The organism is Dyella humicola (assembly GCF_026283945.1).
Taxonomy (GTDB): Bacteria; Pseudomonadota; Gammaproteobacteria; order Xanthomonadales; family Rhodanobacteraceae; genus Dyella; species Dyella humicola.
The window spans coordinates 1633580-1659412 of the sequence record NZ_JAPDPC010000001.1; the positions used below are offsets into that span (position 1 = coordinate 1633580).

At 63.7% G+C, this 25833-nt stretch carries 23 protein-coding genes; 13 read left to right on the forward strand and 10 right to left on the reverse strand.

Going from position 1 to position 25833, the window contains the following annotated elements; translation table 11 throughout:
* Positions 1-35: 35 nt before the first annotated feature.
* The 3 genes from OUZ30_RS07215 (at position 36) to OUZ30_RS07225 (ending at position 1736) form a co-directional block, all read left to right on the forward strand.
* Positions 36-461, forward strand: a complete 426-nt coding sequence (locus OUZ30_RS07215) for a MerC domain-containing protein (RefSeq protein WP_266181556.1) — start codon at positions 36-38, stop codon at positions 459-461.
* 60 nt (positions 462-521) lie between these two features.
* Positions 522-1505 (forward strand): cation diffusion facilitator family transporter, encoded by a 984-nt coding sequence (locus OUZ30_RS07220; protein WP_266181557.1) that lies wholly within the window; start codon positions 522-524, stop codon positions 1503-1505.
* A gap of 69 nt (positions 1506-1574) precedes the next feature.
* Positions 1575-1736, forward strand: coding sequence for a 30S ribosomal protein THX (locus tag OUZ30_RS07225; protein ID WP_201316151.1), 162 nt, complete (start codon positions 1575-1577; stop codon positions 1734-1736).
* Between the two features lie 76 nt (positions 1737-1812).
* Here OUZ30_RS07225 and hutI read toward each other — a convergent pair whose 3' ends face one another.
* Genes hutI through OUZ30_RS07240 form a run of 3 tightly spaced genes read right to left on the reverse strand, consistent with a single transcriptional unit; the run spans position 1813 to position 6151 of the window.
* A complete protein-coding gene (gene hutI, locus OUZ30_RS07230) occupies positions 1813-3048 on the reverse strand; it encodes an imidazolonepropionase (RefSeq protein WP_266181558.1) in 1236 nt (411 codons plus the stop codon).
* Positions 3049-3053: 5 nt separating this feature from the next.
* Positions 3054-4580, reverse strand: a complete 1527-nt coding sequence (locus tag OUZ30_RS07235; protein ID WP_425601480.1) for a chloride channel protein — start codon at positions 4578-4580, stop codon at positions 3054-3056.
* Entirely contained in the window at positions 4577-6151 is a 1575-nt protein-coding gene (locus OUZ30_RS07240) for a bifunctional GNAT family N-acetyltransferase/carbon-nitrogen hydrolase family protein (RefSeq protein WP_266181559.1), read from the reverse strand. The genes OUZ30_RS07235 and OUZ30_RS07240 overlap by 4 nt, the downstream gene beginning before the upstream one ends.
* Positions 6152-6233: 82 nt before the next feature.
* Between OUZ30_RS07240 and OUZ30_RS07245 the strand changes: the two genes are divergently transcribed.
* Positions 6234-7607, forward strand: coding sequence for a formimidoylglutamate deiminase (locus OUZ30_RS07245; RefSeq protein WP_266181560.1), 1374 nt, complete (start codon positions 6234-6236; stop codon positions 7605-7607).
* Positions 7608-7740: 133 nt separating this feature from the next.
* Complete coding sequence (locus OUZ30_RS07250) at positions 7741-7911, forward strand: hypothetical protein (protein ID WP_266181562.1); 171 nt, start codon at positions 7741-7743, stop codon at positions 7909-7911.
* Between the two features lie 9 nt (positions 7912-7920).
* Here the strand turns inward: OUZ30_RS07250 and OUZ30_RS07255 are convergent, their stop codons facing one another.
* Positions 7921-8838 (reverse strand): LysR family transcriptional regulator, encoded by a 918-nt coding sequence (locus OUZ30_RS07255; RefSeq protein WP_266181563.1) that lies wholly within the window; start codon positions 8836-8838, stop codon positions 7921-7923.
* Between the two features lie 101 nt (positions 8839-8939).
* Here OUZ30_RS07255 and OUZ30_RS07260 point away from each other — a divergent pair, with 101 nt between their 5' ends.
* Complete coding sequence (locus tag OUZ30_RS07260) at positions 8940-10055, forward strand: aldo/keto reductase (RefSeq protein WP_266181564.1); 1116 nt, start codon at positions 8940-8942, stop codon at positions 10053-10055.
* A 96-nt stretch (positions 10056-10151) separates the two neighbouring features.
* On the opposite strand, the gene OUZ30_RS07265 is transcribed toward OUZ30_RS07260, so the two are convergent.
* On the reverse strand, positions 10152-10640 hold the full coding sequence (locus tag OUZ30_RS07265) for a Spy/CpxP family protein refolding chaperone (protein ID WP_266181565.1): 489 nt from the start codon (positions 10638-10640) through the stop codon (positions 10152-10154).
* 150 nt (positions 10641-10790) lie between these two features.
* Between OUZ30_RS07265 and OUZ30_RS07270 the strand changes: the two genes are divergently transcribed.
* The 5 genes from OUZ30_RS07270 (at position 10791) to OUZ30_RS07290 (ending at position 18073) form a co-directional block, all read left to right on the forward strand.
* A complete protein-coding gene (locus OUZ30_RS07270; RefSeq protein ID WP_266181566.1) occupies positions 10791-11477 on the forward strand; it encodes a response regulator transcription factor in 687 nt (228 codons plus the stop codon).
* Positions 11474-12844, forward strand: a complete 1371-nt coding sequence (locus OUZ30_RS07275; protein ID WP_266181567.1) for a HAMP domain-containing sensor histidine kinase — start codon at positions 11474-11476, stop codon at positions 12842-12844. The genes OUZ30_RS07270 and OUZ30_RS07275 overlap by 4 nt, the downstream gene beginning before the upstream one ends.
* An 88-nt stretch (positions 12845-12932) precedes the next feature.
* Positions 12933-13919, forward strand: a complete 987-nt coding sequence (locus OUZ30_RS07280; protein WP_266181569.1) for a multidrug resistance efflux transporter family protein — start codon at positions 12933-12935, stop codon at positions 13917-13919.
* A 66-nt stretch (positions 13920-13985) separates the two neighbouring features.
* The gene (locus tag OUZ30_RS07285; protein ID WP_266181570.1) at positions 13986-17045 is read left to right on the forward strand and encodes a glycoside hydrolase domain-containing protein; all 3060 of its coding nucleotides are present in this window, start codon (positions 13986-13988) and stop codon (positions 17043-17045) included.
* A gap of 20 nt (positions 17046-17065) precedes the next feature.
* On the forward strand, positions 17066-18073 hold the full coding sequence (locus OUZ30_RS07290) for an alpha/beta hydrolase (RefSeq protein ID WP_266181571.1): 1008 nt from the start codon (positions 17066-17068) through the stop codon (positions 18071-18073).
* 23 nt (positions 18074-18096) lie between these two features.
* Here OUZ30_RS07290 and OUZ30_RS07295 read toward each other — a convergent pair whose 3' ends face one another.
* The gene (locus OUZ30_RS07295; protein ID WP_266181572.1) at positions 18097-19806 is read right to left on the reverse strand and encodes a sensor domain-containing diguanylate cyclase; all 1710 of its coding nucleotides are present in this window, start codon (positions 19804-19806) and stop codon (positions 18097-18099) included.
* Positions 19807-20037: 231 nt separating this feature from the next.
* Between OUZ30_RS07295 and OUZ30_RS07300 the strand changes: the two genes are divergently transcribed.
* Positions 20038-21336 carry an MFS transporter gene (locus OUZ30_RS07300; protein ID WP_266181573.1) on the forward strand — a complete coding sequence of 433 codons (1299 nt, stop codon included), beginning with the start codon at positions 20038-20040 and terminating at the stop codon, positions 21334-21336.
* An 86-nt stretch (positions 21337-21422) separates the two neighbouring features.
* Here the strand turns inward: OUZ30_RS07300 and OUZ30_RS07305 are convergent, their stop codons facing one another.
* Positions 21423-22697, reverse strand: a complete 1275-nt coding sequence (locus OUZ30_RS07305) for an alkaline phosphatase family protein (RefSeq protein ID WP_266181574.1) — start codon at positions 22695-22697, stop codon at positions 21423-21425.
* Between the two features lie 49 nt (positions 22698-22746).
* Here OUZ30_RS07305 and OUZ30_RS07310 point away from each other — a divergent pair, with 49 nt between their 5' ends.
* On the forward strand, positions 22747-23088 hold the full coding sequence (locus tag OUZ30_RS07310; protein WP_266181575.1) for a hypothetical protein: 342 nt from the start codon (positions 22747-22749) through the stop codon (positions 23086-23088).
* 21 nt (positions 23089-23109) lie between these two features.
* On the opposite strand, the gene OUZ30_RS07315 is transcribed toward OUZ30_RS07310, so the two are convergent.
* From OUZ30_RS07315 to OUZ30_RS07325, 3 genes are all read right to left on the reverse strand, one after another.
* Entirely contained in the window at positions 23110-23637 is a 528-nt protein-coding gene (locus tag OUZ30_RS07315; RefSeq protein WP_425601481.1) for a methylated-DNA--[protein]-cysteine S-methyltransferase, read from the reverse strand.
* Positions 23637-25139: a DNA-3-methyladenine glycosylase 2 family protein gene (locus tag OUZ30_RS07320; protein ID WP_266181576.1), complete on the reverse strand. Its 1503-nt coding sequence runs from the start codon at positions 25137-25139 to the stop codon at positions 23637-23639. The genes OUZ30_RS07315 and OUZ30_RS07320 overlap by 1 nt, the downstream gene beginning before the upstream one ends.
* Before the next feature lie 75 nt (positions 25140-25214).
* Positions 25215-25592 carry a hypothetical protein gene (locus OUZ30_RS07325; protein ID WP_266181577.1) on the reverse strand — a complete coding sequence of 126 codons (378 nt, stop codon included), beginning with the start codon at positions 25590-25592 and terminating at the stop codon, positions 25215-25217.
* Positions 25593-25833 lie beyond the last annotated feature (241 nt).

Here is a 25833-nt window from a genome sequence, read left to right on the forward strand (position 1 = left end):
CCAGGTCGACTCGCGGTGGGCTTCGGTCTTATCCGATGAATACCAGGCAAGAAAAAAAATCCCGCTGGTGGTTCATGGCCGACCGGATTGGTGCAACGGCATCCTTCCTGTGTGCCATCCACTGCGCAGCCTTGCCGTTCGTACTGGCGGTGTTGCCCCTGCTCGGCTTGAGCTTTCTCGCCGATCACCGTTTCGAGCGTGGCTTTGTCCTGTTCGCCTGCCTGCTTGCGCTGGTCAGCCTGATCAGCGGCTATCGGCGCCATCGTCGTCAACGACCGCTGCTGCTGGCGTTGCCCGGCCTGGCGTTGCTGATTACCGGTGTCACGTTTGCCGAGGGTTATTCGATCGCGCTGCATAGCGTGCTGGTGACTTGCGGCGGTTTGCTGGTGGCCTCCGCGCATTTCATCAATCTGCGCACGCATCGCGCTACGCACGTACATGGCCCGCAGTGTGCGCATTGAAAACGTCGGCCAAAGCGGCCGTGATTGTGTAACGGGGGCCGTGCTTTCTAGCATTCGCGTATGAATACGGCTCACGTGCGGACGCACGACCATCACCACCACGATCATGAGCACGGGCATCACGGTCACGCACATGGCGCGACGCATGACCATGGCAGCGTGAGCGGGCGCGAGCGCAAGTTGATCGTCGCCTTCGTGCTCACCACGCTGATGATGGTGATCGAGGTCGTGGGCGGCTTCTGGTCCGGTTCGCTTGCCTTGCTGGCCGACGCTGGCCACATGCTGATCGACTCGCTGGCGTTGCTGCTGGCCGTGGTGGGCGCGTGGTTTGCCCGGCGGCCAGCCGATGCGCGGCGCACGTACGGCTATGGGCGCCTGGAAGTGCTCGCTGGTTTCGTCAACGCGCTCACGCAGTTTGTGCTGGTCGCCTTCATCGCTTTCGAGGCCATCGGGCGCTTGTTCCATCCAGCGGAAATCCTCTCCGGCATGATGCTGGGGGTGGCGAGCGCCGGCCTGGTCGTGAACCTGCTGGTGTTGCGTACGCTGCATGGCCATGCGCATGACGACGTCAACCTGGCCGGCGCCACGCTGCACGTGCTGGGTGATCTGCTCGGCTCGGTGGCGGCGGTAGTCGCTGCCCTGCTGGTGCGCTGGATGCATTGGAACTGGGCCGATCCGGTGCTTTCGTTGCTGGTGTCGTTGTTGATCCTCAACAGCGCGTGGCGCCTGCTGCGCCGATCCGCGCACATCCTGCTCGAAGGCGTGCCCGAAGGCATGAATACTGGTGATGTGGCCGATGCGCTGCGGGGGGCGGATGCATCGATCCGCGACATTCACCATCTACATGTGTGGCAGCTGGCCACCGGCTCGCGCATGGCCACCCTGCATGCGGAGCTGCATGAAAGCGGCAGCAGTGCGGTCGCGATCAGTGCGATCAACCAGGTATTGGCCGAGCGTTTCGGTATTCAGCACGTCACGGTGCAGATTGACTCGGAACCATGTCCTGAACACCAGCGCGACTGCGTGGGTCACGGCAAGCGCTGACGCTTGCGATTTGGGCGGTCACTGATAGGATGGATGACTGTTCACCCTAACGAATCAAGGAGTTTCCCTATGGGCAAGGGCGATCGCAAGACCCGTCGTGGCAAGACTTACCGTGGCAGCTATGGCAACTCCCGCGCGCATTCGCTGCAGCCGGCCGTTGCTGGCGCCAAGGCGACCGTGACCAAGCCGGCCGCCGCCAAGAAGGCTGCTCCCAAGAAGAAGTCGGCATAAGCCGTACTCGCTTCAAAAAAACCCCCGCGCTTGCGGGGGTTTTTTTATGGCCGATGTTGCAGGCGACATCACTGGCTCACGGCTCGGGCGACAGCAGTTCACCGCCAAGGAAAATTTCCCGCAGCACGTTGCTGCCGCCGATCCAGTAGCAGAGTTCGGCTGGTGCGCGCACATTCCAGAGGGCGAGATCGGCCCGCTGGCCCACGGCCAATGTGCCGCGATCGGAAAGGCCCAGCGCGCGGGCGGCATTCACGGTGACGCCACGCAATGCTTCTTCCGGGGTCAGGCGGAACAGCGTGCATGCCATGCTGGCGGCGAGACGCAGCGACAGCAGGGGCGAGGTGCCTGGATTGCAATCGGTGGCCACGGCCATGGCGACGCCGTGTTCGCGCAAGCCGGTGATCGGAGGGAGCTTGGTTTCGCGCAAGGCGTAGTAAGCACCGGGCAGGAGTACGGCAACCGTGCCAGCGCTGGCCATCGCGCGAATACCGTGCTCGCTGAGGTGCTCAAGATGATCGGCGGAGAGTCCGTTGAAGGACGCGACCAGCGCAGCCCCGTCGAGATCGGACAACTGCTCGGCGTGCAGCTTGACTGGCAGGCCCAGTTGCGCGGCACGCTCGAAGACGCGGTGCGTTTCGTTGGGCGTGAAGCCGATGTTTTCGCAAAACGCGTCAACCGCATCGACCAGCCCTTCGCCAGCAAGCGTGGGCAACATGACATCGCAAACCAGGTCGACATAGGTATCACGATCGTCGCGAAACTCCGGCGGCAGCGCATGCAGGCCGAGAAAGGTCGTGCGCACGGTGATGTCCAACGCCTTGCCGAGGCGGCGTGCGACCCGCAGCATGCGACGTTCGGTGTCCAGATCCAATCCGTAGCCGGATTTGATCTCCATCGTGGTGACGCCGTCGGCGAGCAGGGCATGCGCGCGCGGTAGCGCCTGCGCGAACAATTCATCCTCGCTGGCTTCCCGGGTGGCCTTGACGGTGGAGACGATGCCACCGCCGGCGCGCGCGATCTGCTCGTAGCTGGCGCCATTGAGGCGCAGATCGAATTCGTGCGCGCGGTTGCCGCCAAATACGAGGTGGCTGTGGCAGTCGATCAGTCCTGGCGTGACAAGCGCGCCGTCCAGGTAGTCCACGCGCGTGGCCAGCGCTTCGGCATCGCCAGGCAACTCACGCTGTGGCCCGACCCAGGCAATGCGTCCCTGGTGTAGCGCGATCGCGCCATGCTCGATCAGTCCATAGGGCGCTTCGCCGGCAAACGTGGCCAGCGTGGCATCGAGCAGTAGGTGGTCCCAGCGTGTGGTCATGTGCGTCAGCGCTGCTGTGGGGACGACGAAGTGTCATCCGGGTGATCGTCGGAAGGCGGAATCGGCGTAGCCGGGTCTTCAACCATGGGTTTGCTGGCGTGCTCTTTCATCGCCATGTCGCTGGCGGAAATATCGCCTTCGGCAAGGTCATCGCGCTGCGCCTCTGCATTACGCCGCGCCAGCTCACGCTCATAGCCCTCGATCAGCTTGTCGGCCAGCGCGCGGTACACCGGCTTATGCGAAAAGATGGAAGACGCAGCTCGCGCAATCAGGCAGGTCGCCATGATCGGCAAGACCATTTGCTGGTTCGCGGTGAGTTCCATGGAGATCACGGTGGCCGTCAGCGGTGCCTGGGTGACGCCGGAGAGATAGGCCGCCATGCCAAGCAAGGCCATGGCGGAGACATCCACGCCGGGCAGGATCGTGCTGAGGTTCTGGCCCAGGCCCGCGCCCACCGCCAGGGCTGGCGAGAAGATGCCACCGGGAATGCCCGCCCAGTACGAGGCGATATTGCCGAGGAACTTCAGCGCCCCAAAGCTCGTCACCGTCTCGGCATGACCCTCGAGGATTTCTTTCGCCTGGGCATAACCCGTGCCATAGAGGCCGGTATGGGTGAGTTGGCTGAGCAGTACCAGGGCGAGGCCGCATGCGGCGGCAAACACCACCGGCTGGCGTGCGCGCAGGCGCCCCACCATGCCGCGGAAACCGTGGTCGCTGGGCTGGATAAGCCGGGCGAACAATCCACCCACCAGGCCGCAAACGATGCCGGCAGCCAGCACGGCCCACCATGCTTCGCCCAACGGCAGGCCGATATCGAAATGGCCGAAGTAAGCGTAGTTGCCAAGAATGCCCAGCGAGACGACGCCCGAGACAATCACGGCCGTCAGCAAGGTGCCGCTCATGCGGTGCTCGAATTCGCCGCTCATCTCTTCGATGGCGAACACCACACCGGCCAGCGGCGTGTTGAATGCCGCGGCGAGGCCGGCGGCGGAGCCCGCCAGGATGAAGCGACCTGCCGCCGCAGGCTCATCGAAGCCGAAGCGACGACCCAGCGAATAGAGCAGACCCGCACCGACATGTACGGTAGGGCCTTCGCGTCCCACCGAGGCGCCACCGGCCAGAGCCGCGAGGGTCAGCGCCATCTTGCCGATGGCCACGCGCAGCGACAGCAGGATGTGGCGAAAGTCTTCGTCTTCCACCTTGAGGGCGGCGATGGCCTGGGGAATACCCGAGCCGCGCGTGGGTTTCAACGCGCCCTGGGTGAGCCAGGCGAGCAGGGCGAACGTGGCCGGCGTAATCAGGAACGCCCAGAAGCGGTTGTGCGTCACCACGCCACGGAACAAGCCGTAGGCATAGTCGGCCGCCTGCGCAAAGCCCACTGCGGCCAGGCCCACCAGCACGGCGCCGCTCCAGAAAAGCACGCGGCGACGCCATTGCAGGGGCGAGAACAGCTCCGAATCGGTCAGGCGCTTGAGTCGCGCCGTGTTGGCTTGCGATGGTGCGTGCGCGCGGCCGTCTTCGGTGCCGCTCACTTCTTCACCTCGGACTTGCGCGTCCAACGCGTTTCATAGAGATCGAAGCGACGATCCTTGAGGTTCTGCACCGCGCCGGCATTGCGGGCGCGGGCAAGACTGCCCAGATGGAGATCGGCGAACAGCACGGTTTCGATATTCGGCGTGGAGTCCGCGGCAATGCCATCGCGCGCAAAAGGAAAATCACTGGGCGTCAGGATGCAGCTCTGGCCGTACTGGATGTCGAAATTGTTGACCCCCGGCAGGTTGCCGACGTTGCCTGAAAGCACCACGTAGCACTGGTTTTCGATGGCCCGCGCCTGCGAGCAATAGCGCACGCGCAGATAACCTTCGCGCACATCGGTGCAGAACGGTACGAACAGGATCAGGGCGCCCTGATCGACCAGGTGGCGCGCGACTTCGGGGAACTCCGCGTCGTAGCAGATCATCACACCGATCGGGCCGCAGTCGGTGGGGATGGTCGCCGCGCTGTCGCCGCCGGTGATATTCCACACTGTGCGTTCGCTCGGCGTCGGATGGATCTTTTCCTGTTCGTGGATCGAGCCGTCGCGCAGGCATACATAGCAGACATTGTGGATGTCGCCATTGGCCTGCTCGGTCGGGTGCGAGCCGGCGATGATGTTGATGTTGTAGTTCACGGCCAGGTGGCTGAAGAGCTGCTTCACCTGCGGCGTGTAATGGCTGAGCTTGCGAATCGACTCGACCGGCGACAGTTCCTCGTTCTCGATCGACAGCAGCTGCAGCGTGATCAATTCGGGGAAGGTGACGAAATCCGCGTTGTAGTCGGCCGCGATATCAGTGAAGTATTCGACTTGCGTCGCGAATTCCTCAAAGGAGCGGATGCGCCGCTGCAGGTACTGCACCGAGGCGACGCGCACCAGATCGGGCAGTCGCTGGGTCGACGGAATCGACGGAATATCCGGCTGGTTGAGCAGCTCCGGATTGCGCCAGACCATATGTGCGGCGTAACCCAGCGATTCGTAATCGGACGGCACATAGCCGCGCAGCAGGCCGATCACCTCGAAGTCGTTGCTGCGTTGGAAGCTCAGCGTGAGGTCACGGCGCTTGCCTTCCATCACGGCCTGCACGTAGGCGTCGGCACTGCCATAACGATGGAGGTTGCGCGCGAGGCCCGGGATACGTCCGCCGAATACGATGCCGCGCAGTTTCAGATCGGTGCATAGCCGCTTGCGCGCCTGATACAGGCGCTGGCCGATGCGCATGTTGCGGTAGTCGGGGTGGACCACCACTTCCATCCCGTACAGCCAGTTGCCGTCGGCCTTGTGGCGCGAACCCATGCCGCCACCGGTGATCTGCATCCATGTATGCGGCGCGAGCGCGGTGGCTTCGTCGATACGGAAAGTGGCGCAATAGCCGACGATCTTCCCTTCGTACTCGACCACGAACTGCCCTTCGGGGAAATGTGTCTGCTGGGAGCGCAGCATTTCCGCCGAATGGCCCCATTCAGCCGTGTAGACACGTGCGGTGAGCTCGACCAGTCCAGGTACATCGGCGGGCCGGGCCTGGCGGACCAGTAGCTTCGGAGCGTCTTCTCGGATCTTCTTGGCCATTGGCGCATTATGCCGCAGCGGACTGAACGACGCGGCCGGGCAGGGCGGTTAAACTCGCCGGGATATCCCAAGGAGCAGGCACATGGGCGCCACTATTCCGACCAACTACGTCGCAGATCGACTCTGGACTGCACAGGGCTGGACCAGCGATGCCGGGCTCGCGGTCGATGATCGCGGTTACCTCGTCAGCGCCAGCGCCAGCACCGGCGCGGTGGAACGTCTGGGACACTGGGTGCTGCCGGGCATGCCCAACCTGCATTCGCACGCATTCCAACGCGCGATGGCAGGGCTGGCCGAGCGCAAGGGCAAGAGTGATGACAGTTTCTGGACCTGGCGCGAAACCATGTACGCGTTCGCCGCCGCCATTGGTCCGGAGGAACTCAAGGCCATCGCCGCACAGCTCTACGTGGAAATGCTCAAGAACGGCTACACGCAGGTCTGCGAGTTTCATTACCTGCATCATCAGCCGGACGGCACGCCCTACGCGCAACCTGAGGCCATGTCGCTGGCGTTGATCGAGGCGGCGCACGAAGCGGGGATCACGCTGACCTTGCTGCCGGTGTTGTACATGAGCGGTGGTTTCGATGGCCGTCCACTGACGCCGCGTCAGCGTCGTTTTGGTCACGACGTACCGTCCTACCTGCGCCTGTTGGAAACGTTGCGAGCCCATGAGAACGAGAAGCTGCGTATAGGTATTGCGCTGCACTCGTTGCGCGCCGTGCCGGAGGATGCGCTGCGCAACGTGCTCGCGAGCGATGCTGCGCGGGATTGTCCCATTCACATCCATATCGCCGAGCAGATCGGTGAGGTCCAGGATTGCCTTGCTACACGCGGCGCCCGCCCAGTGGAATGGTTGCTCGACCACGCCGACGTCAACGCGCGATGGACGTTGGTGCATGCCACGCATTTGAGCGCGCAGGAAACCTCGCGGCTGGCGCGCAGCGGCGCGGTGGCTGGCCTGTGTCCCACTACCGAAGCGAACTTGGGGGATGGTCTATTCCCACTTGCCGACTATCTGGACGCGCAGGGGACGCTCGGCATCGGTTCGGACTCGCATATCTCGGTGTCGCCCGTGGAAGAATTGCGCTGGCTCGAATACGGTCAACGCCTGTCGACATGCCATCGCAATATCGCAGCGCGCCATCAGGGCGATAGCGTCGGCGAAACCTTGTGGCGTGCCGCGCTCCGTGGTGGCGCGCTGGCGGCGGGCCTGCCGATTGGCGAACTGCGCGAGGGTGCGCGTGCCGATCTAGTCGTGCTGGATGATCGCGCGCCACTGCTGGCGGCGCGCGATGAGCGCTCCGTCATCGACAGTTTCCTGTTTGCCGGCAACGCGCCGCTGGTGCGTGACGTGATGGTGGGCGGGGAATGGGTCATGCGTCACTTCATGCACCGCGACGAGGAGCGCATCGCCGCGCGTTATCGCTCCACCATGGAGCGGTTGGCGCAGCGCTGACGCGCAAGCTTCATGTCAGGCTGAATGGTGGCTGCGAAATGCATGAACCGCAGCCATCATGTTCGGGTGGTTTCGTCATCGACTCGATGAGGCCGGCGTTCTCCGTGGCTAACACCCACCAAGGAGAACACCCATGCGTCGACTCATGCTGATCAGTCTTGGCCTCGCCGTCATGTTCAGCGCGAGCCTCTCACTCACTGGGTGCGTGGTGGTGGCCCCAAGGCCACATTACGCGGCGCGCGTCTGGGTGCCGGCCTACTACGCACCAGACAGTGTTTATGTTTCCGGGCACTGGCGCGGTTGATGGTGTCGCTCAGGCGCCCGCCGCTATATGTCTGCGCAAGTGTTCGATGAATACTCGCAACTTGGGCGGCACCTGTAGGCGACTGGGGTAATACAGATAAAAACCATCGAAGGGCGGTAGCCAGTCGTCCAGCACAGTTTCCAACTGGCCTGCAGCGATGGCTGCTCGCACGGATGGTTCCACCATATGCGTCAACGCCAATCCGTCGATGGCGGCGCGTATCGCCATGGCGGGCTCGTTGGTGGTCAGCGGACCGTCCACATCGATCTCGAACCATTGGCCCATGGAAGGGCCGGTGGGGTGCGCAAATTCCCAGCGATAGATTGCACCGCTGTTGAAGCGGAAGCGCACGCAATCATGCGCAGCCAGGTCGCGCGGATGCAGCGGTTTGCCGTGTTGCCGGAAGTAGGACGGCGAGCCCGCTACCACTGCGCGTTGCGGACCGCCCAACGGTATCGCCACCACGTCACGCGCGAGGCGTTCGCCGAGCCGGATGCCCGCATCGAAGCCCTCGGCGATCAGATCGGTCAACCGATTCTCGACGTGGATGTCGAGTTTCAGTTCAGGCCATGCGCGCATGAAGTCCGCCAGCATCGGCGCGATCAAGTGATCGAGCACCATTTGCGACACGGCGATGCGCAACGTGCCGATCGGCCGGTCGCCGTGCTGGCGCAGCGCCTCGATGGCGGCATCGATTTCGCCCAGGGCGGGGGATATGCGCTCCAGAAACGCGCGGCCGGCCTCGGTCAGCCCGACGCGACGCGTCGTTCGATGCAGCAGGCGCACGCCGACATGGGTTTCCAGTTGGCGTAGCGTCTGGCTGAGTGCTGAGGCGGTGACCTCCATCTCGGTCGCGGCGCGGGTAAAGCTTCCATGGCGGGCGATCAGCCGGAAGGCGCGCAGGGCGGTTGTATCATCGAGACGCATTAGTTAGCCATGCTTAATAAAGCATCTACAAAATGCCGATTTTTCCCCGCAATGGCAAGGCGCAGACTGCTCCCATTCGATCCATCCAACGGGAGTTCGCCATGTCGCTCGACACGTACTACACCCTGGGCCGCTCCGGCTTGCGCGTCAGCCGCCTCGCCCTTGGCACCATGACCTTCGGTGACAACTGGGGCTGGGGAGCGGCTGAAGACACCGCCCGCGCCATGTTCGACCGCTACCTAGGGGCGGGCGGCAACTTTATAGATACCGCCGATCTCTACACCGACGGTGCCAGCGAGGAACTGCTGGGACGCTTCATGGCCGAGACGGGGACGCGCGATCGCGTCGTGCTCAGCACCAAGTTCAGCTACAACGGACAGCCGGGCAACCCGAATGCGGGCGGCAACGGTCGCAAGCACATCCTGCGCGCGGTGGACGACTCCCTGCGTCGCCTGCGCACCGATTACATCGATCTCTACCTGTTGCATACCTGGGATCAACTGACTCCGGCCGAGGAAGTGGTGCGCACGCTCGACGACCTCGTGCGTGCCGGCAAGATCCGCTACGCCGGTCTTTCGGATGTACCGGCCTGGTATGCCGCGCGGGCGCAGACCTTCGTCGAGGCGCATGCGCTGACGCCGCTGGTGAACCTGCAGCTGGAGTACTCGCTGATCGAGCGGCATATCGAACACGAGTTCGTGCCGATGGCCGCCGAGTTGGGCATCGGCATCACGGCCTGGAGTCCCTTGGGCATGGGTCTGCTGTCAGGCAAGTACAAGGTCAGCGAGGCCGGCGGCCGTGGCGAGGGACGCCTGGCCAAGATTTCAGGAGCGCCGGGTTTCGATCGCTTTACCGAGCGCAACTGGCGCATCGTTGCCGCATTGGAGGAGGTGGCTGCGGCCATGGACAGGCCGATGGCCCAGGTGGCGCTCAACTGGGTGGCGACACAGCCGGGCGTGGCGTCAGTCATCGTAGGCGCTACCAAGCTGGCGCAGCTGGACGACAACCTCGCGGCCTTGTCGTTCGAGATTCCAATCGAGTTGCGCGCCCGTCTGGATGCCGCCAGTGCACTGGAGCCGACCTTCCCCTATTGGTTCTTCGGCGATGTGCAGCAGTCACGTCTTCATGGCGGCGTTGCCGTGGGCAGCAAGCCGGCGGGTTATGCGCCGCCGGTGTACGTGCCTGCTCAGCCACAAGGCAGCTTCAAGGCGGACTGAGCCAAAGAAAACGGCGCCAGCATGCAGACTGGCGCCGTTGGTGTTGCCGGCGTGAGGAGCGCCGTGATCTTGTTATGACGTCGTCCGAATCACTCTTTACTGGGCTGAGCTGGAGCCGCTCACCGGGTGCTGGGCCTTGAACTGCTGCCACTGCTGGCGGCGAGCCTGGTTCTGCGCCTTGATCGAGGCGAGCTGGCTCTGCTGTGCCGGCGTCAGGATCGAATAGATCTGCGCACGGACGGCAGCACGCTGCTGCACGCGAGCCTGCATGGCAGCGCCTTCGGCCTGGGCGAGGCTGGCGGCGGCGGCCTGATAGCCGGTGGCGTTCGGCGCCATCGCCTCAAAGGCCTGACGCTGCTGCTGCAAGGCCTGGCGCTGCGGTTTGTTCTGGGCGAATGCCGTCTGCATGACCTGCTTGATGCTGGCCTTCTGGGCGTCGCTCAGGTTGAGCTTGCTGTAAGCCTCGAAGCCGCCATGATGGCCGTGACCACCATGAAAACCGCCATCCTGAGCGGCAGCAATGGCGAACGGGGCGAGGGCCATGGCCGATGCCAGCACCAGGGCGACAGTAACGTTCTTGCGCATGGGGAATTCCTTGGTCGTTGGGGTGGACTTGCTGGTGTCCATTTGACGACAACGCTATGTGTATGTTCTTTGCCGAAAGGTAAAGAAGGGTAAAGCCGGTAGAGTTAGTGCAATGGCGCGGTTTGAATGGCGCCGGAGCTACCTAACGCCATGTCCAGAATCCTCATTGTTGACGACGATCGCGCCCTTTGCAGCCTGCTGGCCGAGTACCTGCAGCGCGAAGGCTTTGTCGTGGACGTCGCCCATGACAGCGAGGCCGGACTGGCGCAGTTGCACAACCAATCCACGCGGCCCGATCTGCTGATACTCGATGTGATGATGCCCGGCCGCGACGGCTTGGAAACGCTGCGCGAGCTGCGCCTGAAACACCGCTTGCCGGTCATCATGCTGTCCGCACGAGGCGAACCGGTGGATCGTGTGATCGGCCTGGAACTGGGTGCGGACGATTACCTGACCAAGCCCTGCCTGCCGCGCGAGTTGCTGGCTCGCGTGCGTGCGCAGCTACGCCGCAATACGCCCGCGGCGGCAGGCACGCTGCAGATCGGTGCGCTGAGATTGGAGCCGAGTGAGCGTCGCGCATATGTGGGAGAGCAGGAGCTGTCGCTAACCGGCGCCGAATTCATGCTGCTGCTGGCGCTCGCGCAACGAGCGGGTGAACTGGTGGACAAGGCCACGCTGACGCGCATGGCGCTGGGGCGCGAACTGGAACGTTTCGATCGCAGCATCGATGTGCATGTGAGCCGATTGCGCCACAAACTTACCGAAGCTTCTGCCCAGTCACCGCGCATCGAATCGGTGCGTGGCGCTGGCTACAGCCTGATCGCGGGGGGCGCGTGAGTCCGTTCAAGAGTTCGCTGTACTGGCGTCTGCTGATAAGTTTTTGCGCCGCCAATCTGCTGGCGTTGGGGATTGGTGGATTCCTCACCACGCGGTTCATCGCCTACAGCACGGCGGTGGAAATCAACTGGGCCGCCCTGGGGCAGAGTGCCGACCAGGCTTATGCGGGCGGCGGTTCCGCTGCGCTCGCCGATTGGTCGGCGCAGCAGCGCCGCGAAGGCATCGATGCCACCTTGTTTGAGCAGGGCAAGGCATTGGTGCCGATGCGCCTGCCGTCATCGATACAGGGGTCGTTACCGACCTGGCTTGATGAAAAGCGGGATATCGTCCTGCAACCCTGGCCGAATCTTTATGTCGCCGTGCAGCAGGTGCATGGTGCAGACGGTCAGACGCGTCAATTGGTAGCGTTGAGTCGTGTGCATTCAAGGCTGCGCCCGCAGACGCGCCAGACCATTTTCCTTGCCATCCAGGGCGTGCTGTCTCTGCTGTTCATTTGCATGGTGGGTTGGTGGGTGGCGCGCAATGTGGCGCGTCCGGTGGAGGCGATCCGACAGGCGACGCGGCGCATGGCATCCGGTGAACTGTCGGCACGCGTGGGGCGCGACCAGGGTCATGCGCATGATGAACTTGCGCAACTGGCGCGTGATTTCGACGCCATGGCCGAACGCATCGAAGCCCTCGTGGCGCATGACCGAAGCGTGTTGCAGGACTTGTCGCACGAACTGCGCTCACCTCTGGCGCGCCTGCACCTGATCCTCGACCTGGCCCGCCGCAGTACGGATGCCAATGAAGCGGCGCGCTATTTCCAGCAGGCTGAAGAGGAGATCAGCCGGCTGGACAGCATGACCGGGGAAATGCTTGCGCTCTCCCGCCTCGAGGGAGGCATTCCCGGCGTCAATCGCGAACCGGTCGACCTGGTGGATTTGCTGAGTGAATGCATCCGACGCGCCGAGTTGGAGGCGCAGGCTCGCCATATCACCCTGACCTTGCAAGCGGCCGATGCCGTGGTCGTCTCCGGCAGCGAACTGCTGCTGGAGCGCGCGCTGGACAACGTGATCGCCAATGCCATCAAGTTCAGCCCGGTGGGTGGCGGGGTGGAGTTTTCCGTGCAAACCGGCAAGGACGAGGTGGAGCTCTCCATTCGCGACCATGGCCCAGGCGTACCGGCAGGCGAGCTCGAGTCGCTATTTCGTCCATTGTTTCGCGGCAGCAATGCCGTTCGCGTAGATGGCCATGGCCTGGGCTTGGCCATCGTTCAACGCGTGGTGCGCGCGCATGGCGGTGACATTCACGCCGACAACGCCGAGGGCGGTGGGCTGGTCGTGCATCTGCGTCTGCCGTTGACCAGACAGTCAGGGCAGGCGTAGGCCGAGGCTATTGACCTGGTCGATCGCGTTATCGCTACGAAAGTCGTCCGGTATTTGCCAAACTCGACTCTTTGGCAGAGTGAGATCAATGCGTTCGAATGCTCTCTCCGCGGTGGGCCTGGCGCTGTGCGCGGCGCTGTTCTTCACCATGACCTATGTGCTCAACCGCAGTCTGGTAGCGGGCGGTGGCCATTGGGCGTGGGCGGTGATCCTGCGTTATCTCATCACCTTGCCCTTGCTGGCCTTGATCCTGCCTTGGCAGGGCGGCCTGGGGGAATTGCCCACCGAGCTGCGGCGGTATCCGTGCACCTGGTTGTTGTGGAGTGCCGTCGGCTTTGTGTTGTTCGGCCTGCCGCTCACCTGGGCGGCCCATAGCGGACCTTCATGGTTGATCGCGGGCAGTTTCCAGACCACGGTGCTGGCGGGGCCGTTGTTGTCGCCTTTTATTTATCGCGATGAAAGGCGGCGGCTGCCCTGGCGCAGTGTTGCCATTGGCGTGCTGATCGTCAGCGGCGTGTTTGCGCTTCAATGGGGGCACGCACAGGGACATTTGCGAACCGGTGACTGGATCGCCATGGGCGCCGTGGTGTTCTCCGCTTTCGCCTATCCGCTGGGCAATCGGATGTTGCTATTGCACCTGGAGCAGAGTCGCACACGCCTGGGTGCGACGCAGCGCGTATTCGGCATGACCTTGTGCAGCTGGCCGCTGTGGTGGCTGCTGGCGTTGGTGGCGTGGTTGACGATCGGGCCGCCCAGCTTGCGTGAAGTATGGCTGGCGGGCGGCGTGGCGCTTTCTTCCGGCGTGATCGCTACGGTCTTGTTTTTCCGCGCCACCGACATGGTACGCAGCGAGCCGACCTCGCTGGCTGCGGTGGAAGCGATGCAAGCGGCGGAGTTGCTGTTCGCCACGGTGATGGGTGCAAGCTTTCTTGGCGAGGCGTGGCCGCACGGTTTCTCTGCAGCCGGTGCACTGATGATCATCGTCGGCATCGGCTTGTTTGGCTGGGTCAGCGGGCGCTCGGCGGCGGGGCACGATGAGGTCGTGCGCACGCTACGCACCGATCGCGGCGCCTGACCCGGACCTTTGGACCTTGCCTCGGCCGGCAGGCTCGGGTTACACCCTCTGTTCCGGTGGCTGTGCGTGCATTCTGTGCTAGAGGACGTTGCCGGCTTCTTTTCGCAATCTGGGGCGGTAATGGGTTATCGGCGTGGTGCATGGATCATGGCGGGCGTGTTGCTGGGTGCAACGTCCTGGGTAAACGCGGCAGCGCCTGTGATGCCGCCATCGTTGCGTTGGGACGCATCGACGCTGGGCAATCATCGGTATCTGGTGCAAGTGGATGCGCCGGCTGCAGCGGTGCATGTGGTGATCCCCTGGCGTCGCCGCGACGCACACCCCGAACAGGTGGCCGTCATCGTCACCGCTCCGAGCGGCCAGCCGGTAAGCAATGTGCTGCGTGGAAACATCGACCGAGCCAGCGGCGAGCTGGTGTTTCAGGCGGCGCAGGCCGGTGTGTACGCGATCTATTACCAGCCCTACATCAGCCAAGGTCGCAGCAACTATCCCACGGTGACCTATGCGACGCCGAAGGATGGCGCCGAGGCTGCCTGGTCACACAACGTCGGTAGCGGCGCACAGGCCTGGGGCAAGCTGCCGCAAGCACGCGTGCTGCGTTACGAAGCCGTGGACGATTTCGATGCCTACACCGGGATGGAGCGAGCGGCCACGCCGGAGGAACGGCAGGCGCTACTGACAGCGCATCCGTCCGAGTCTTTGCTGTTGTTCCCGGAAACGCGGGCCAACCCGGTGCGCATGTTCGACGCCATTCCAGAAAGCTGGGCGCAGCGCGGACCGGGCGGCGCGTTGAGCGAGAAGGCGCTGCGCGGCGAATACCTGAGCTTTCAGATCGGCGCATGGGCTGCGCGCGACAACGTCGACAACCTGCGCGTCGAGTTCAGTGACCTGGTCGGCGCGGAAGGTGCGCGCATCCCCGCCAGTGCATTCACCAGTTTCAACCTCGGCGGTGTGGATGTCACCGGCAAGCCATTCTCGTTGCACGTCGACGTCCCACGGGGCCGAGTGCAGCCCTTGTGGATGGGGCTCGATGTGCCGGTTTCCGCCAAGCCGGGCGTATACCGTGGCGAAGTCACCATCGCGGCCGATGGCATGGCGGCGCAAAAAGTGCCGCTGCTGATCACGGTGGGCGAGGGCCAGGCGGTCGCGCATGGCGATGACGACCCATTCAAACTCACCCGCCTGCGCTGGCTCAATTCCACCTTGGCCCAGGACGATGCGCTGGTAAAGCCGTTCACTGCAATCAGCGTGAAAGGGTCGACGCTGGGCATGCTCGGGCGCGAGGTGAAACTGGCGGCCAGTGGCTTGCCGGCGCAGATCACCAGCGCCTTCGACGAGCGCATGACCGGCTTTGCGAAACAACCGACGGCGCTGCTGGCAGCTCCCATGCGCCTGGTGGTGCAGGACGGTACGGGCGAGTATGCGCTGGACGCATCCGGGGTACCCACGGTGCAGCGTGATGGCCCCGGCAAGGTGCACTGGCAGGTAGCGGGGAGTGCGGGGCCGCTGCAGGGTGAAGTGAAGGCCAGCCTTGAGGCGGATGGCACGCTGATCTATGCGATTGCCCTGACCGCGAAACAGGCCACCACGCTGCGTGATATCCGGCTGGAGATGCCGCTGAATCGCGACGTGGCCAAGTATCAGCTAGGCCTTGGCCGCCAGGGCGATCGCGCGCCTGCCGAGTTCGACTGGCAATGGAACGTACAGAACAACCAGGATGGCGCATGGATTGGCACGGTGAATGCCGGCCTGGCCTTCCATCTGCGCGACGAACACTACCTGCGCCCGCTCAATACCAATTTCTACCACCAGCAGCCGTTGCGCATGCCGGTGTCGTGGGACAACCACGGACAAGGCGGCATCCGCTTGCGCAGCCAGCCTAAGGCGTACCTGGCCGAGGCGTTCAGTGGTCCGCGCACGATGCAGGCGGGCGAGACCTTGCGCTACGACATCGTCCTGCGCGTGACACCGTTCAAGACGATCAACCCGGCCGAGCATTTCTCTGAACGATTCTTCCACAAGTACGGCGATCTCGATGCGATCAAGGGCGATGGTGCCAACGTGGTGAACATCCATCACGCCACGCCGATCAATCCCTGGATCAACTACCCGTTCCTCGAAGCCTCGGCAATGCGCGCATATGTCGATGCGGCTCACCAGCGCGGCATGCGCGTGAAGATCTACGACACCGTGCGCGAGCTTTCCGACCGCGCGCCCGAAGTTCCCATGCTGGAAAGCCTGGGCCATGAAGTGATCAGCGCGGGCAAGGGCGGCGGCTTCTCCTGGCTGCAGGAGCATCTGGACGGCGACTACATCGCGGCGTGGCACGTGCCGGAGAATCGCGATGCGGCGGTGATCAATGCGGGGCAGAGCCGTTGGCACAACTACTACATTGAGGGGCTGGACTGGCTTGCCCGCAATGTGGGCATCGATGGCTTGTACCTCGACGATGTCGCCTATGACCGCACCACCATGAAGCGCGTGCGCAAAGTGTTGGAAGCACACCGCCCCCATCCGCTGATCGACCTGCATTCGGCGAGCCAGTACAACCCGCGCGACGGCTATATCAACAGCGCGCTGCTCTACATGGAGCTGTTTCCGTACATCGACCGGCTGTGGTTCGGCGAGGAGTTCGACTACGAGAAGACCTCGCCCGCGTATTGGCTCACCGAGATCTCGGGCATTCCGTATGGCCTGATGGGCGAGATGCTGCAGAATGACGGCAACCCGTGGCGCGGCATGCTGTTCGGCATGACCAATCGGCTGGGCTGGTCGCCAGGCAGTGATCCCCGCGGGCTGTGGAAGCTGTGGGACGACGTGGGTATCACGCAGGCGGACATGATCGGCTGGTGGGTGCACGACACGCCGGTGAAAACGAATCGCGACGACGTGCTGGCGACCAGTTATGTGCGCAAGGGCGAGAAGACGCTGATCGCCCTGGCTTCGTGGGCGCCTGAAAAAACCGAAGTGAAGCTCAACATCGACTGGCGTGCGCTGGGTCTTTCGGCCAGCAAGGTCAACCTGGTGGCCCCAGCCGTCGACGGCTTCCAGCCGCAGGCGACGTTCAAGCCGGGTGATGCGATTCCCGTCGAGCCCGGCAAGGGCTGGCTGCTGGTCATCGAATGATGCGCATCGGGATAAAACGGATGGGGTGCGCGCGTTCGCTCAGCTGGGTGGTTGCGCTGGTGCTGTTCTGGGCCACGGCTGCGAGCGCTGATGGTGCCGACGCGGCACCGGCATCCGCGAAGTCGGCGCCACCTGTCACCCGACTCGTGTTGGATGCGCCCGCGTTCGCGCCAGAAACGATCAAGGTGTCCGTCTATCTGCCGCCGGGCTATGAGGCGACGTCGTCGGCAAGCATCCACTACCCAGTGCTGTATGCGAACGACGGCCAGGACATGGCCGCGGTCGGTTTGCAGGAGACGCTGGACAAGCTGTATGCCGAGCATGCGATGCAGCCCGTCATCGTGATCGCGATCGACATGCTTGCCGACCGTGCGTCCGGTTACGGCCTGTCCGATCGCGGGGAGAAGCGAAGCCTGGTCGGTGATTCGCGTATCGGGCCGATCGGTCGTCGCGCCTACGAGTACTCCGATTGGGTCGCGACACAGTTGGTGCCCTATGTCGATGCGCATTACCGCACGCAGCGATCGGTACGCGGTCGAACCGCGCTGGGCTGGTCGCTGGGTGGCCTCAATGCGTTCAACCTGGGCTGGCAGTATCCCGACGTGTTCGGGCGTGTCGGAGCGTTCTCGCCATCGTTCTGGCTGGCGGGCGACCGCAGCAGCGCGCAGGCGGTCGAATCATCGCGTCTGGCGCAAGCCATGGTGAACGGCTCGACGCCGCATCGAGACTTGCGGTTCTGGTTCTCGGTGGGCGCGCGCGAGGAAACCAATGACCGCAATGGCAACGGCATCATCGATGCGGTCGAGGACGTACAGGATCTAATTGGCGGCTATCGTGCGCCCGACGGCTCGCACCTGCGCGGGCTGCGCGATCTTGGCTACGCGGTTGACATGGACTACGCCAGCCACCCATCGCGTGGTGCGGCCGTCGCTTTTTATCTGCTCCCCGATGGCGAACACAACCAGGCCACCTGGAAGCGCATGTTGCCGGTCTTCCTGACGTGGGCCTATGGCACCGGCCAGCCTTGACTGAGCCAGCAAGACCGCGCGGCTCAGGTGCCCGTGGCGGCGAGCGGTGAGTGCGCAACGATGCGATTGCGACCGTCGCTCTTGGCGCGATACAGCGCCGCATCGGCGCGTGCAAGCAGTTCGTCGGCGGTATCAGTGGGGCCGTCGAGACTGGCCGCACCGAGGCTCACCGTCGTCTGCAGCGTGCTGCCGCGGGAATGGACGTGCAATGTCTCGATACTCTTGCGGATGCGCTCGCCGATGGCCATGGCGTTGTCGCGGCTGGCACCGGGCAGGCCGACGATGAATTCCTCGCCGCCGTAGCGACCCAGCCAGTCGACCGGACGGAGCTCTTCTGCGATCGCCACGACCACGGCGCGCAGGCAGGCATCGCCCACCGGATGCCCGAAACGGTCGTTGATGGATTTGAAGTGGTCCATGTCCAGGAACAACAGCGCAAACGGTTCCTTCTGCAAGCGCGCCTCGTTGATGGCGGCGTTGAGGCGGCGGACCAGGGCACGGCGATTGAGCACGCCGGTGAGCGCATCATGGTCGGCGAGGTGATGCGCCATGTCGCGCTCGCGCCGCGCGCGCAGCGAGGCATCCGCCAAACCAATGGTGACGACGATGCTGGCGAACGCCATGGTGAACGGGTAGCCGTATTCGAGCCAGCGCGGCTGATCGAGGTTCAGCAGGATCTGGCTCAGGCGCAGCAAGGTAAACATCACCTGGGGCATCCAGGCGATCAGGAAGAAGCGGGCCTGACGGCCGTGACGCGACACTGCCAGCACGACCGTGCTCAAGGTCCAGAGCTCGGTGAGCATGAACCACACGTTGAAGCTGCTGGCCAGCAGGTGCGTGCGTACGGCAAACGGCAGGCATAGCAGCAGTGCGGCGAGCAGGAACGGCCAGCGCATCCAGCCCAGGATCTTCGCGGCCGTGGGGGTGATCTGCCGCAGTTCGCAGAATTCCAGGATGAACGAGACCAGCAGCGGCGTGCTCAGGGCCGCGAACAGCCAGGGTGCATGGGTACCCAGTGGCACCAGCAACTTGCCGCCAGGCAGCTCGTAGATCTCGCCGCTGCTGAGCATCTGGAACATCAGCTGGAACGTGGTATAGCCGATGAAATACACCAGCACGCGGTCGCGCAGCACCATCCACAGGCACAGCGCCGCCAGGATCATGGTGACCTGCACGCTGGCAAACATGGTGGTCAGGCGGACGTGATTGAGATCCTCGGACTGGTAGCCGGCCAGGTCCGTCAATGCGGGTTTGATCTGCCGCGTGAAGCTGTCGGCAGCGATCTGCACGTAGATCGGTTGTCCTGCATGCAGATCATGCGGCAGCTCCAGCGCCAGGCGATGGCGCGAGAAGCGGGAGTTAACCTCGGTTTGCGCAAACCAAAGTTCACGCGGCTGGTAGTCGGGGGGTGCGTAAACCGTAATACGTATGTACGTCGCACCGGTGAAACTCAGCACCGGCGACGTGTCGCCCTTCCAGTCCGCGTTCGTGTCCAGGCGATACCAACGTTCGGTTTCGACGGCATTGGGGGTATACGCCGAGCGGGTCGGCACGAAATACGCATCCATCGCGCCATGCACGACTTGCGCGGGCTCGACGACGCGCGTTGTCGCTGGCAGCGCCAATATCTGCAGTGTGCTTCCGGGCTGCGCCGCAGGTGCCGCATGCGCCACCAGCACATAGAGCGCGGCGAACAGGCATGCAACGAAAACTACGATGGGTCCGCGATACATGAATCCCCCCATTGTCCGGCCCCCCGTTGCCGGTACCCCGAGTGCATCCGATCGATCGGCTGATACCTCGTTGTGCACTATGTATCACGTTCCCCGGCCGCTTGGAGGCTACCGGTGAAAAAATTGGCGCGTAAGAAAATGCAGTGCGAACAGACGTTTGAGCGACCCTCGATCACGGCGGCGGCAAGTTCTATGCTTGCCACTTCAAGACGTGGGCAAGGCGATTGCAGCATGGCAAGTCAGGGCGAAGTGGAAACGGTGCCTCACTCAGGACATCGGCCGGCGCCGCCGGAGCTTGAGCCGGCACCGTTCATTCGCCACGGCACGCCGATCTTCAGGCAGACCAACCTGGCTTTGTTCGCCGCGGGCCTGGCGACGTTCGGGCTGCTGTATTGCACCCAGCCGCTGATGCCGGAATTCAGCAAGGACTACGGCGTGAGTGCGGCCACGGCGTCGCTGTCCTTGTCGCTGACCACCGGGGTGCTGGCGTTTGCCATGCTGTTTGCCGGCGGCGTGTCCGATGCCTGGGGGCGCAAGTCGGTGATGGCGGCATCGCTGCTGTCGTCGGCCGTGCTGGTGCTGCTGACCGCCCTGGTGCCGGACTGGCGCATGCTGCTGATCCTGCGCACGCTGCTCGGCCTGACCCTGAGTGGCTTGCCCGCGGTGGCGATGACCTATCTCAGCGAAGAGATGCATCCGGAGTCGATTGGCCTGGGCATGGGCTTGTACATCAGCGGCAATGCCATCGGTGGCATGGGCGGACGCCTGGTCGCTGGCGTGATGGCCGATTTCTTCAGTTGGCGCGTCGGCGTCGCCACCGTCGGCACGATCGGACTGATTGCGGGCCTGGTGTTCTGGCGCAGTTTGCCGCCGTCACGACACCATGTGCGGCAGCCGCTGCATCTGGGTGCTTTGTTTGGGCGCTTCAGGCTGGCGTTTCGTGACGCCGGCTTGCCGTGGCTGTTTGCCGAGGGCTTTCTGCTGCTGGGCGCGTTCGTCACGATCTACAACTACATCGGCTATCGCTTATTGGCAGCACCTTACGGACTGAGCCAGGCCGTGGTAGGCACGATTTTCAGCGTCTATCTCATAGGCACGTTCAGCTCGGCATGGATGGGTCATCTGGCCGGGCGGCTGGGGCGGCGCAAAGTGTTGTGGACGGCGTTCGCGCTGATGCTGTTGGGCGTGGGCCTGACCATGACGCGTCCGCTCATCTTGATTGTCGTGGGTATCGTGGCGCTGACGTTTGGCTTCTTCGGCGGGCACTCCATCGCGAGCAGTTGGGTGGGGCGTCGTGCCGGCAACGCCAAGGCCCAGGCGTCGTCGATGTATTTGTTTTCGTACTACATGGGCTCCAGCCTGGCAGGAGCGAGTGGCGGCCTGTTTTATGCGTCGCATGGCTGGAATGGCGTGGCGCTGTTCGTGGCTGCCCTGGTGATGGCAGGGCTGCTGATCGCCTGGCGCCTGTATTACCTACCGCCATTGCCCGGCCCACCGTCCCCGGGCACCGAGCCGCCGCTGCCGCAATAAGGGGGTCGAAGGAGACCGACGCAAGCTGCTTGCCGGAACGCTGGCGACTCCGCTGCCTGGCGGAGCCGCGAGGGATGGGGAAGCGCTTACTGCGCTTCCGGCCTGAGCATGTCCTTCATGGACTGGTAATCACCGTCGTTTGCGACGGCGGGCAGGCCAAGCAGGTGCGTCATCAGCGGATAGACGTCCACGTTCGGGAACGCGGCGACGGTCGCGCCTTCGCGGAAGGCCGGGCCATGCGCGACAAACACGGCCTGCATCAACGGCGACGCATTGTCGTAGCCATGCTCGCCCAGGCTGAGCTTGCCTTTCTTCTTCGCGATGAAGTCCGTGGTGGTGATGCGCCAGCCCACATCGGCCAGGCACAGCAACTGGGGCACGCGTGGGTTGCTGCCATAGGCGAGACGCGCGGGCACACGTGACTTGTCCCAACACGTCATGTGCCGCTGCGGCTTTTCCAACTGCGCTTCGATCTTCGCGAAATCATGGCCTGGCGTGGGATTCAGGCCTGCAAGCACGCCCAGGCTGATGACATCCACACGCGTGAGCGGGATGAGCTTGTCGAGCAGGATGCTGTTCTGCGCCGGCACGGAAGCCATGCCGTGGTCGGCCAGCACGATCATGTTCACGCGGTTGAACAGGCCGCGTTGCTTCATGCCCTGCACCAGGCGGGCGAGTGCGGCATCGGTTTCACGTAGCGCCTGGTCCACTTGTGGCGTGTCCGGGCCGAACGTGTGGCCGGCGTGATCGACTGCATCGAAGTAGAGCGTGAGAAAACCGGGGCGCTGCTCGGCGGGGAGGTCGAGCCAAGCCAGCACCTGATCCACGCGCTGGTCCGGCGTCACATTGCCGTCGTAGGGTTTCCACAAGTCCGGGTGCCGGCCATGAATATCCGCTTCGGAGCCAGGCCAGAACATGATCGCGCTCTTCAGGCCATGCTCGCTTGCGGTTTCCCATATCGGCGTCGCCTGGTCCCACCAGCGGCCGTTGCTTACCGCACCGCGGTCACTGAGCGAGAACTTGCCAAGCACAGGATCGACCATCGTGTTGTTGACGATGCCGTGGTGATCGGGTCGCAGGCCGGTCACGATCGTATAGTGATTCGGGAACGTCAGTGAAGGAAACGAGGGCTGCATGCCGGCGGCACGCACACCGCCGTTGGCAAGCTCGTTCAGCGCGGGGCTGAGACCACGCTCGATATAGTCGGCGCGATAGCCATCAATGGAAATCAGCAGCAGGGGCGTGCCCGCTGGTTTCGTCGTGCTGGCGGTAGGCGCTCGAGACGCCGGTGTGGGTTGATTGGCGCAACCCGCACTGAACGCGATCAGCGAGCAGAGCAGCAGGCGAAACAGGAATTTCATGCGACGGTCCGTACGATGGAATCAAACCCTCGTATCATCGCCTAGTCATATGACCATTACACGATCTTTCTACCGTTTTACCACGCTTTTTCTGCTCGGTTCGCTCGCTTGGGCCGCCGTGGCCTCTGCACAACCGGCGCACACAGGCGAGACGGATGCGCCGTCACCTCAGGGTGCCGTCAACGCAGGCCATCATCGGCCACCGGCGACATCGGCCAAGCCGCAAGGCCCTCGCGCGCCGGTGGTAACGACGCGATCGGAAAACAGGGCGGCAAGCGTGTGGGGTGAACAGGGTGACAAAGAACGCGACGATCACTATCAGCCGACCCAGCGCAATCTGATCGGGCAATATCAGAATGCCGTGACGCCGCCGGTGGATGAGGGCCGCTAGCCGTTTTGCACGCAGGTCGAGTCAACGTGCTTGCAGGGCAGAGCCAAACAAATCGCCGTGGGCGACACCGCTCTCCAATGCCAATAGATAACGTTTCGTCGGCAAGCCTCCACCGAAGCCGGTAAGGCTGCCGTCACTACCGATAACGCGGTGGCAGGGCAGCACGATCGGTAATGGGTTGCGGCCGTTCGCTGCGCCGACCGCGCGCATGGCCAGCGGCTGATAGATGCGCTGCGCCAGCTGACCGTAACTGATCGTGGTGCCATAAGGGATACGCGCCAGCTCGTGCCACACCTTCAACTGGAACGATGTGCCTCGCGGATGCAGGGGCAGCTCAAACTGCTGGCGTTCGCCCGCGAAATATTCCTGCAACTGTCGCCGGACCAGCGTGAATGGTTCGGCCGCGCGCCGCCAGTGTGCTTGCGGCGCCCTCTGATGACGGCCGCTTTCGAACCAGATCTCGCGCAGTCCGTCATCGTCGGCCACGAGTCGCAGGATGCCGACCGGGCTTAGGAATTCGTCGTACCAAATGGGTTCGTGGGATGACATCAGCTTGCTCGCTTCTTCGGCGCGGCGCTGGCCGCATCGCTTGCGCTGCGCCACAAATGCATCACTGCGTAAGCCCGCCATGGACGCCACGCTTCCGCCAGAGCGCTGAGCGCCTTCGTACTGAGTTCCGGCGCATTGCCTGCGGCAGCGCGGCGAAGGATCAGGTCCGCTGCGGGGAATGCGTCAGGGTGGCTCAGTGCACGCATCGCCATGTAGTGCGCCGTCCACTCGCCGATACCCGGCAATGCCACCCAACGCTCGACGAACGTATCGAGTGGCTGTTCGCTGCGAAAATCGATGCGGCCATCCAACAGCGCCTGGGCCACGCCGCGAACCGTTGCCGCACGCGCGGTAGTCAGGCCGCACTCGCGCAGATCGACATCCGCCAATGCTTCCGGGTTCGGAAATAGTCGCTCCAATCCGGGCATCGGCGACGTCGCGAGCGGCATGCCGTAGCGCTTCACGAGTCGCGTGGCGAGTGTACGTGCGGCGGCCACACTGACTTGCTGGCCAAGAATCGCACGCACGGCAATTTCGAAACCGTCCCAGCCACCCGGCAGGCGCAGGCCGGGACGCTTGCGTAGCAACGGCGCGAGCACGGCACTTTGTTTCAGCGTGTCGCTTATCGATCCAGGGTTCGCATCCAGATCGAACATACGGCGTAGTTTCGTGACGACGCCCAGCATTTGCGCCGGCTGCGGGCAATGCAGCTGCAGTTGAAGCGCATGCTCACCGCTCGGCCACGCGCTCAGGCGGAGCCATCCCGGTGCATCGGCGGGACCGAATACGCGTGCGTAACTGTGCTCGTCCACTAGCTCCACGCCCGGCAACGCGCGCCCGCGCAGAAATGCGAGTATCGCGTCGAAGTCGTAGGGCGGACGGTAGCCGAGCCGTAGCGTGATTGCGTCGCCGTTCACCGCACCTGGGTGGCGCCGAAGTTCTCGTGGCTGCATGCGGTTTGCCTGCAGGAACGCAGCATTGAAACGGCGTTGGCTACGGAAGCCGGACGCCAGCGCAACCTCGGTGACAGGCAGCGCCGTTTCCGTCAGCAGCTGTTTCGCGAACAGCAGGCGACGCGTCGTGTGCACACTGATCGGCGGTGCGCCAAGGCGCTCCACGAATAGGCGTCGCAACTGCCTTGAACCGAGGCCGACGCGTGCGGCCATCGCTTCCATCGACAAGTCATCCAGCGCGCCGTTCTCCATCAGCTTCAGCGTCCGCGCTATCACATGGTCCCCGCGTTGCCACGCGTCATTGCCGGGCGCAAGTTCCGGGCGGCAACGCAGGCAGGGGCGAAAGCCAGCCGCTTCGGCCGCTGCCGCACTGCCGTAATAGCGCACGTTTTGCGGTTTCGGCGATGGCGCAGGGCATACCGGGCGGCAATAAATACGCGTGCTCGTGACGGCCGTGAAGAACAGGCCGTCGAAGCGCGCATCGCGGCTCAGGCGAGCCTGTTCACAGGCTCGCTCATCGGGAAGTTGCGGGTCATGGATCGGCGACATGCGCGCAGGCTAGCACTGATCGGGCAACTCAACTCGCCGTTTTCGGACATCAATGATCGTGTGGTTTTCGGTCCGTCATTTGATGGGTGCCATCAGGTGCTGATACGGCGTGCCGGCCCACATGACGTACGGCGCGCTCGCATCCGGGTCCGCACTCTTCGGGTAGTTGTCGTAGAACAACTCCGCGCCCACGATCATGACGTGCGCCCCAGTCTTGATCCAGTGATTGCCAGCCGTGGGTTTTGTCGCGTACGGATCGGTGTTGCTCGCATCGGTACCGCCCGCCAGCATGTAGATGAAGCCGACCTTGCCGCTCGGCGGCGGCTTGTGCGACATGTAGGCATTTGCCCAGTCCAGCGCGTTTTTATCCATGCACATCGCGTCCGGCCCTGGCGTTTCAGGGTTGTCCGGCATGCACGTGAAGCCGTTCGTGCCCTGGCGCAGCGTACGCATGTTGCCTTTCGCATCCGACACCACGATCGTGGCGTTTTTCGCGATGCCCGGTGGCGCCGCTCGCGTGGCACTCGCGATCAAGGCCTCGTCGGTCGGGAGGGCCTTGTCCGCAGCCTATGCGCCGGCGCTGACGCCCAACATGGCCGTGGCGACGATGACAGGTCCGATCAGGTATTTCGCGCTCATGGACGTGTTCTCCGATGCGGATTCACGACGGCCCCGCTTGGATCCCCTTGCCCAG

Bases quoted from the DNA above. Each gene is read 5' to 3' on its own strand.
- OUZ30_RS07215 (WP_266181556.1), top strand. From the start codon at position 36: ATGAATACCAGGCAAGAAAAAAAATCCCGCTGGTGGTTCATGGCCGAC.
- OUZ30_RS07220 (WP_266181557.1), top strand. From the start codon at position 522: ATGAATACGGCTCACGTGCGGACGCACGACCATCACCACCACGATCAT.
- OUZ30_RS07225 (WP_201316151.1), top strand. From the start codon at position 1,575: ATGGGCAAGGGCGATCGCAAGACCCGTCGTGGCAAGACTTACCGTGGC.
- hutI (WP_266181558.1), bottom strand. From the start codon at position 3,048: ATGACCACACGCTGGGACCACCTACTGCTCGATGCCACGCTGGCCACG.
- OUZ30_RS07240 (WP_266181559.1), bottom strand. From the start codon at position 6,151: ATGGCCAAGAAGATCCGAGAAGACGCTCCGAAGCTACTGGTCCGCCAG.
- OUZ30_RS07245 (WP_266181560.1), top strand. From the start codon at position 6,234: ATGGGCGCCACTATTCCGACCAACTACGTCGCAGATCGACTCTGGACT.
- OUZ30_RS07250 (WP_266181562.1), top strand. From the start codon at position 7,741: ATGCGTCGACTCATGCTGATCAGTCTTGGCCTCGCCGTCATGTTCAGC.
- OUZ30_RS07255 (WP_266181563.1), bottom strand. From the start codon at position 8,838: ATGCGTCTCGATGATACAACCGCCCTGCGCGCCTTCCGGCTGATCGCC.
- OUZ30_RS07260 (WP_266181564.1), top strand. From the start codon at position 8,940: ATGTCGCTCGACACGTACTACACCCTGGGCCGCTCCGGCTTGCGCGTC.
- OUZ30_RS07265 (WP_266181565.1), bottom strand. From the start codon at position 10,640: ATGCGCAAGAACGTTACTGTCGCCCTGGTGCTGGCATCGGCCATGGCC.
- OUZ30_RS07270 (WP_266181566.1), top strand. From the start codon at position 10,791: ATGTCCAGAATCCTCATTGTTGACGACGATCGCGCCCTTTGCAGCCTG.
- OUZ30_RS07280 (WP_266181569.1), top strand. From the start codon at position 12,933: ATGCGTTCGAATGCTCTCTCCGCGGTGGGCCTGGCGCTGTGCGCGGCG.
- OUZ30_RS07290 (WP_266181571.1), top strand. From the start codon at position 17,066: ATGGGGTGCGCGCGTTCGCTCAGCTGGGTGGTTGCGCTGGTGCTGTTC.
- OUZ30_RS07295 (WP_266181572.1), bottom strand. From the start codon at position 19,806: ATGTATCGCGGACCCATCGTAGTTTTCGTTGCATGCCTGTTCGCCGCG.
- OUZ30_RS07300 (WP_266181573.1), top strand. From the start codon at position 20,038: ATGGCAAGTCAGGGCGAAGTGGAAACGGTGCCTCACTCAGGACATCGG.
- OUZ30_RS07305 (WP_266181574.1), bottom strand. From the start codon at position 22,697: ATGAAATTCCTGTTTCGCCTGCTGCTCTGCTCGCTGATCGCGTTCAGT.
- OUZ30_RS07310 (WP_266181575.1), top strand. From the start codon at position 22,747: ATGACCATTACACGATCTTTCTACCGTTTTACCACGCTTTTTCTGCTC.
- OUZ30_RS07315 (WP_425601481.1), bottom strand. From the start codon at position 23,637: ATGTCATCCCACGAACCCATTTGGTACGACGAATTCCTAAGCCCGGTC.
- OUZ30_RS07320 (WP_266181576.1), bottom strand. From the start codon at position 25,139: ATGTCGCCGATCCATGACCCGCAACTTCCCGATGAGCGAGCCTGTGAA.
- OUZ30_RS07325 (WP_266181577.1), bottom strand. From the start codon at position 25,592: ATGCGTACGCTGCGCCAGGGCACGAACGGCTTCACGTGCATGCCGGAC.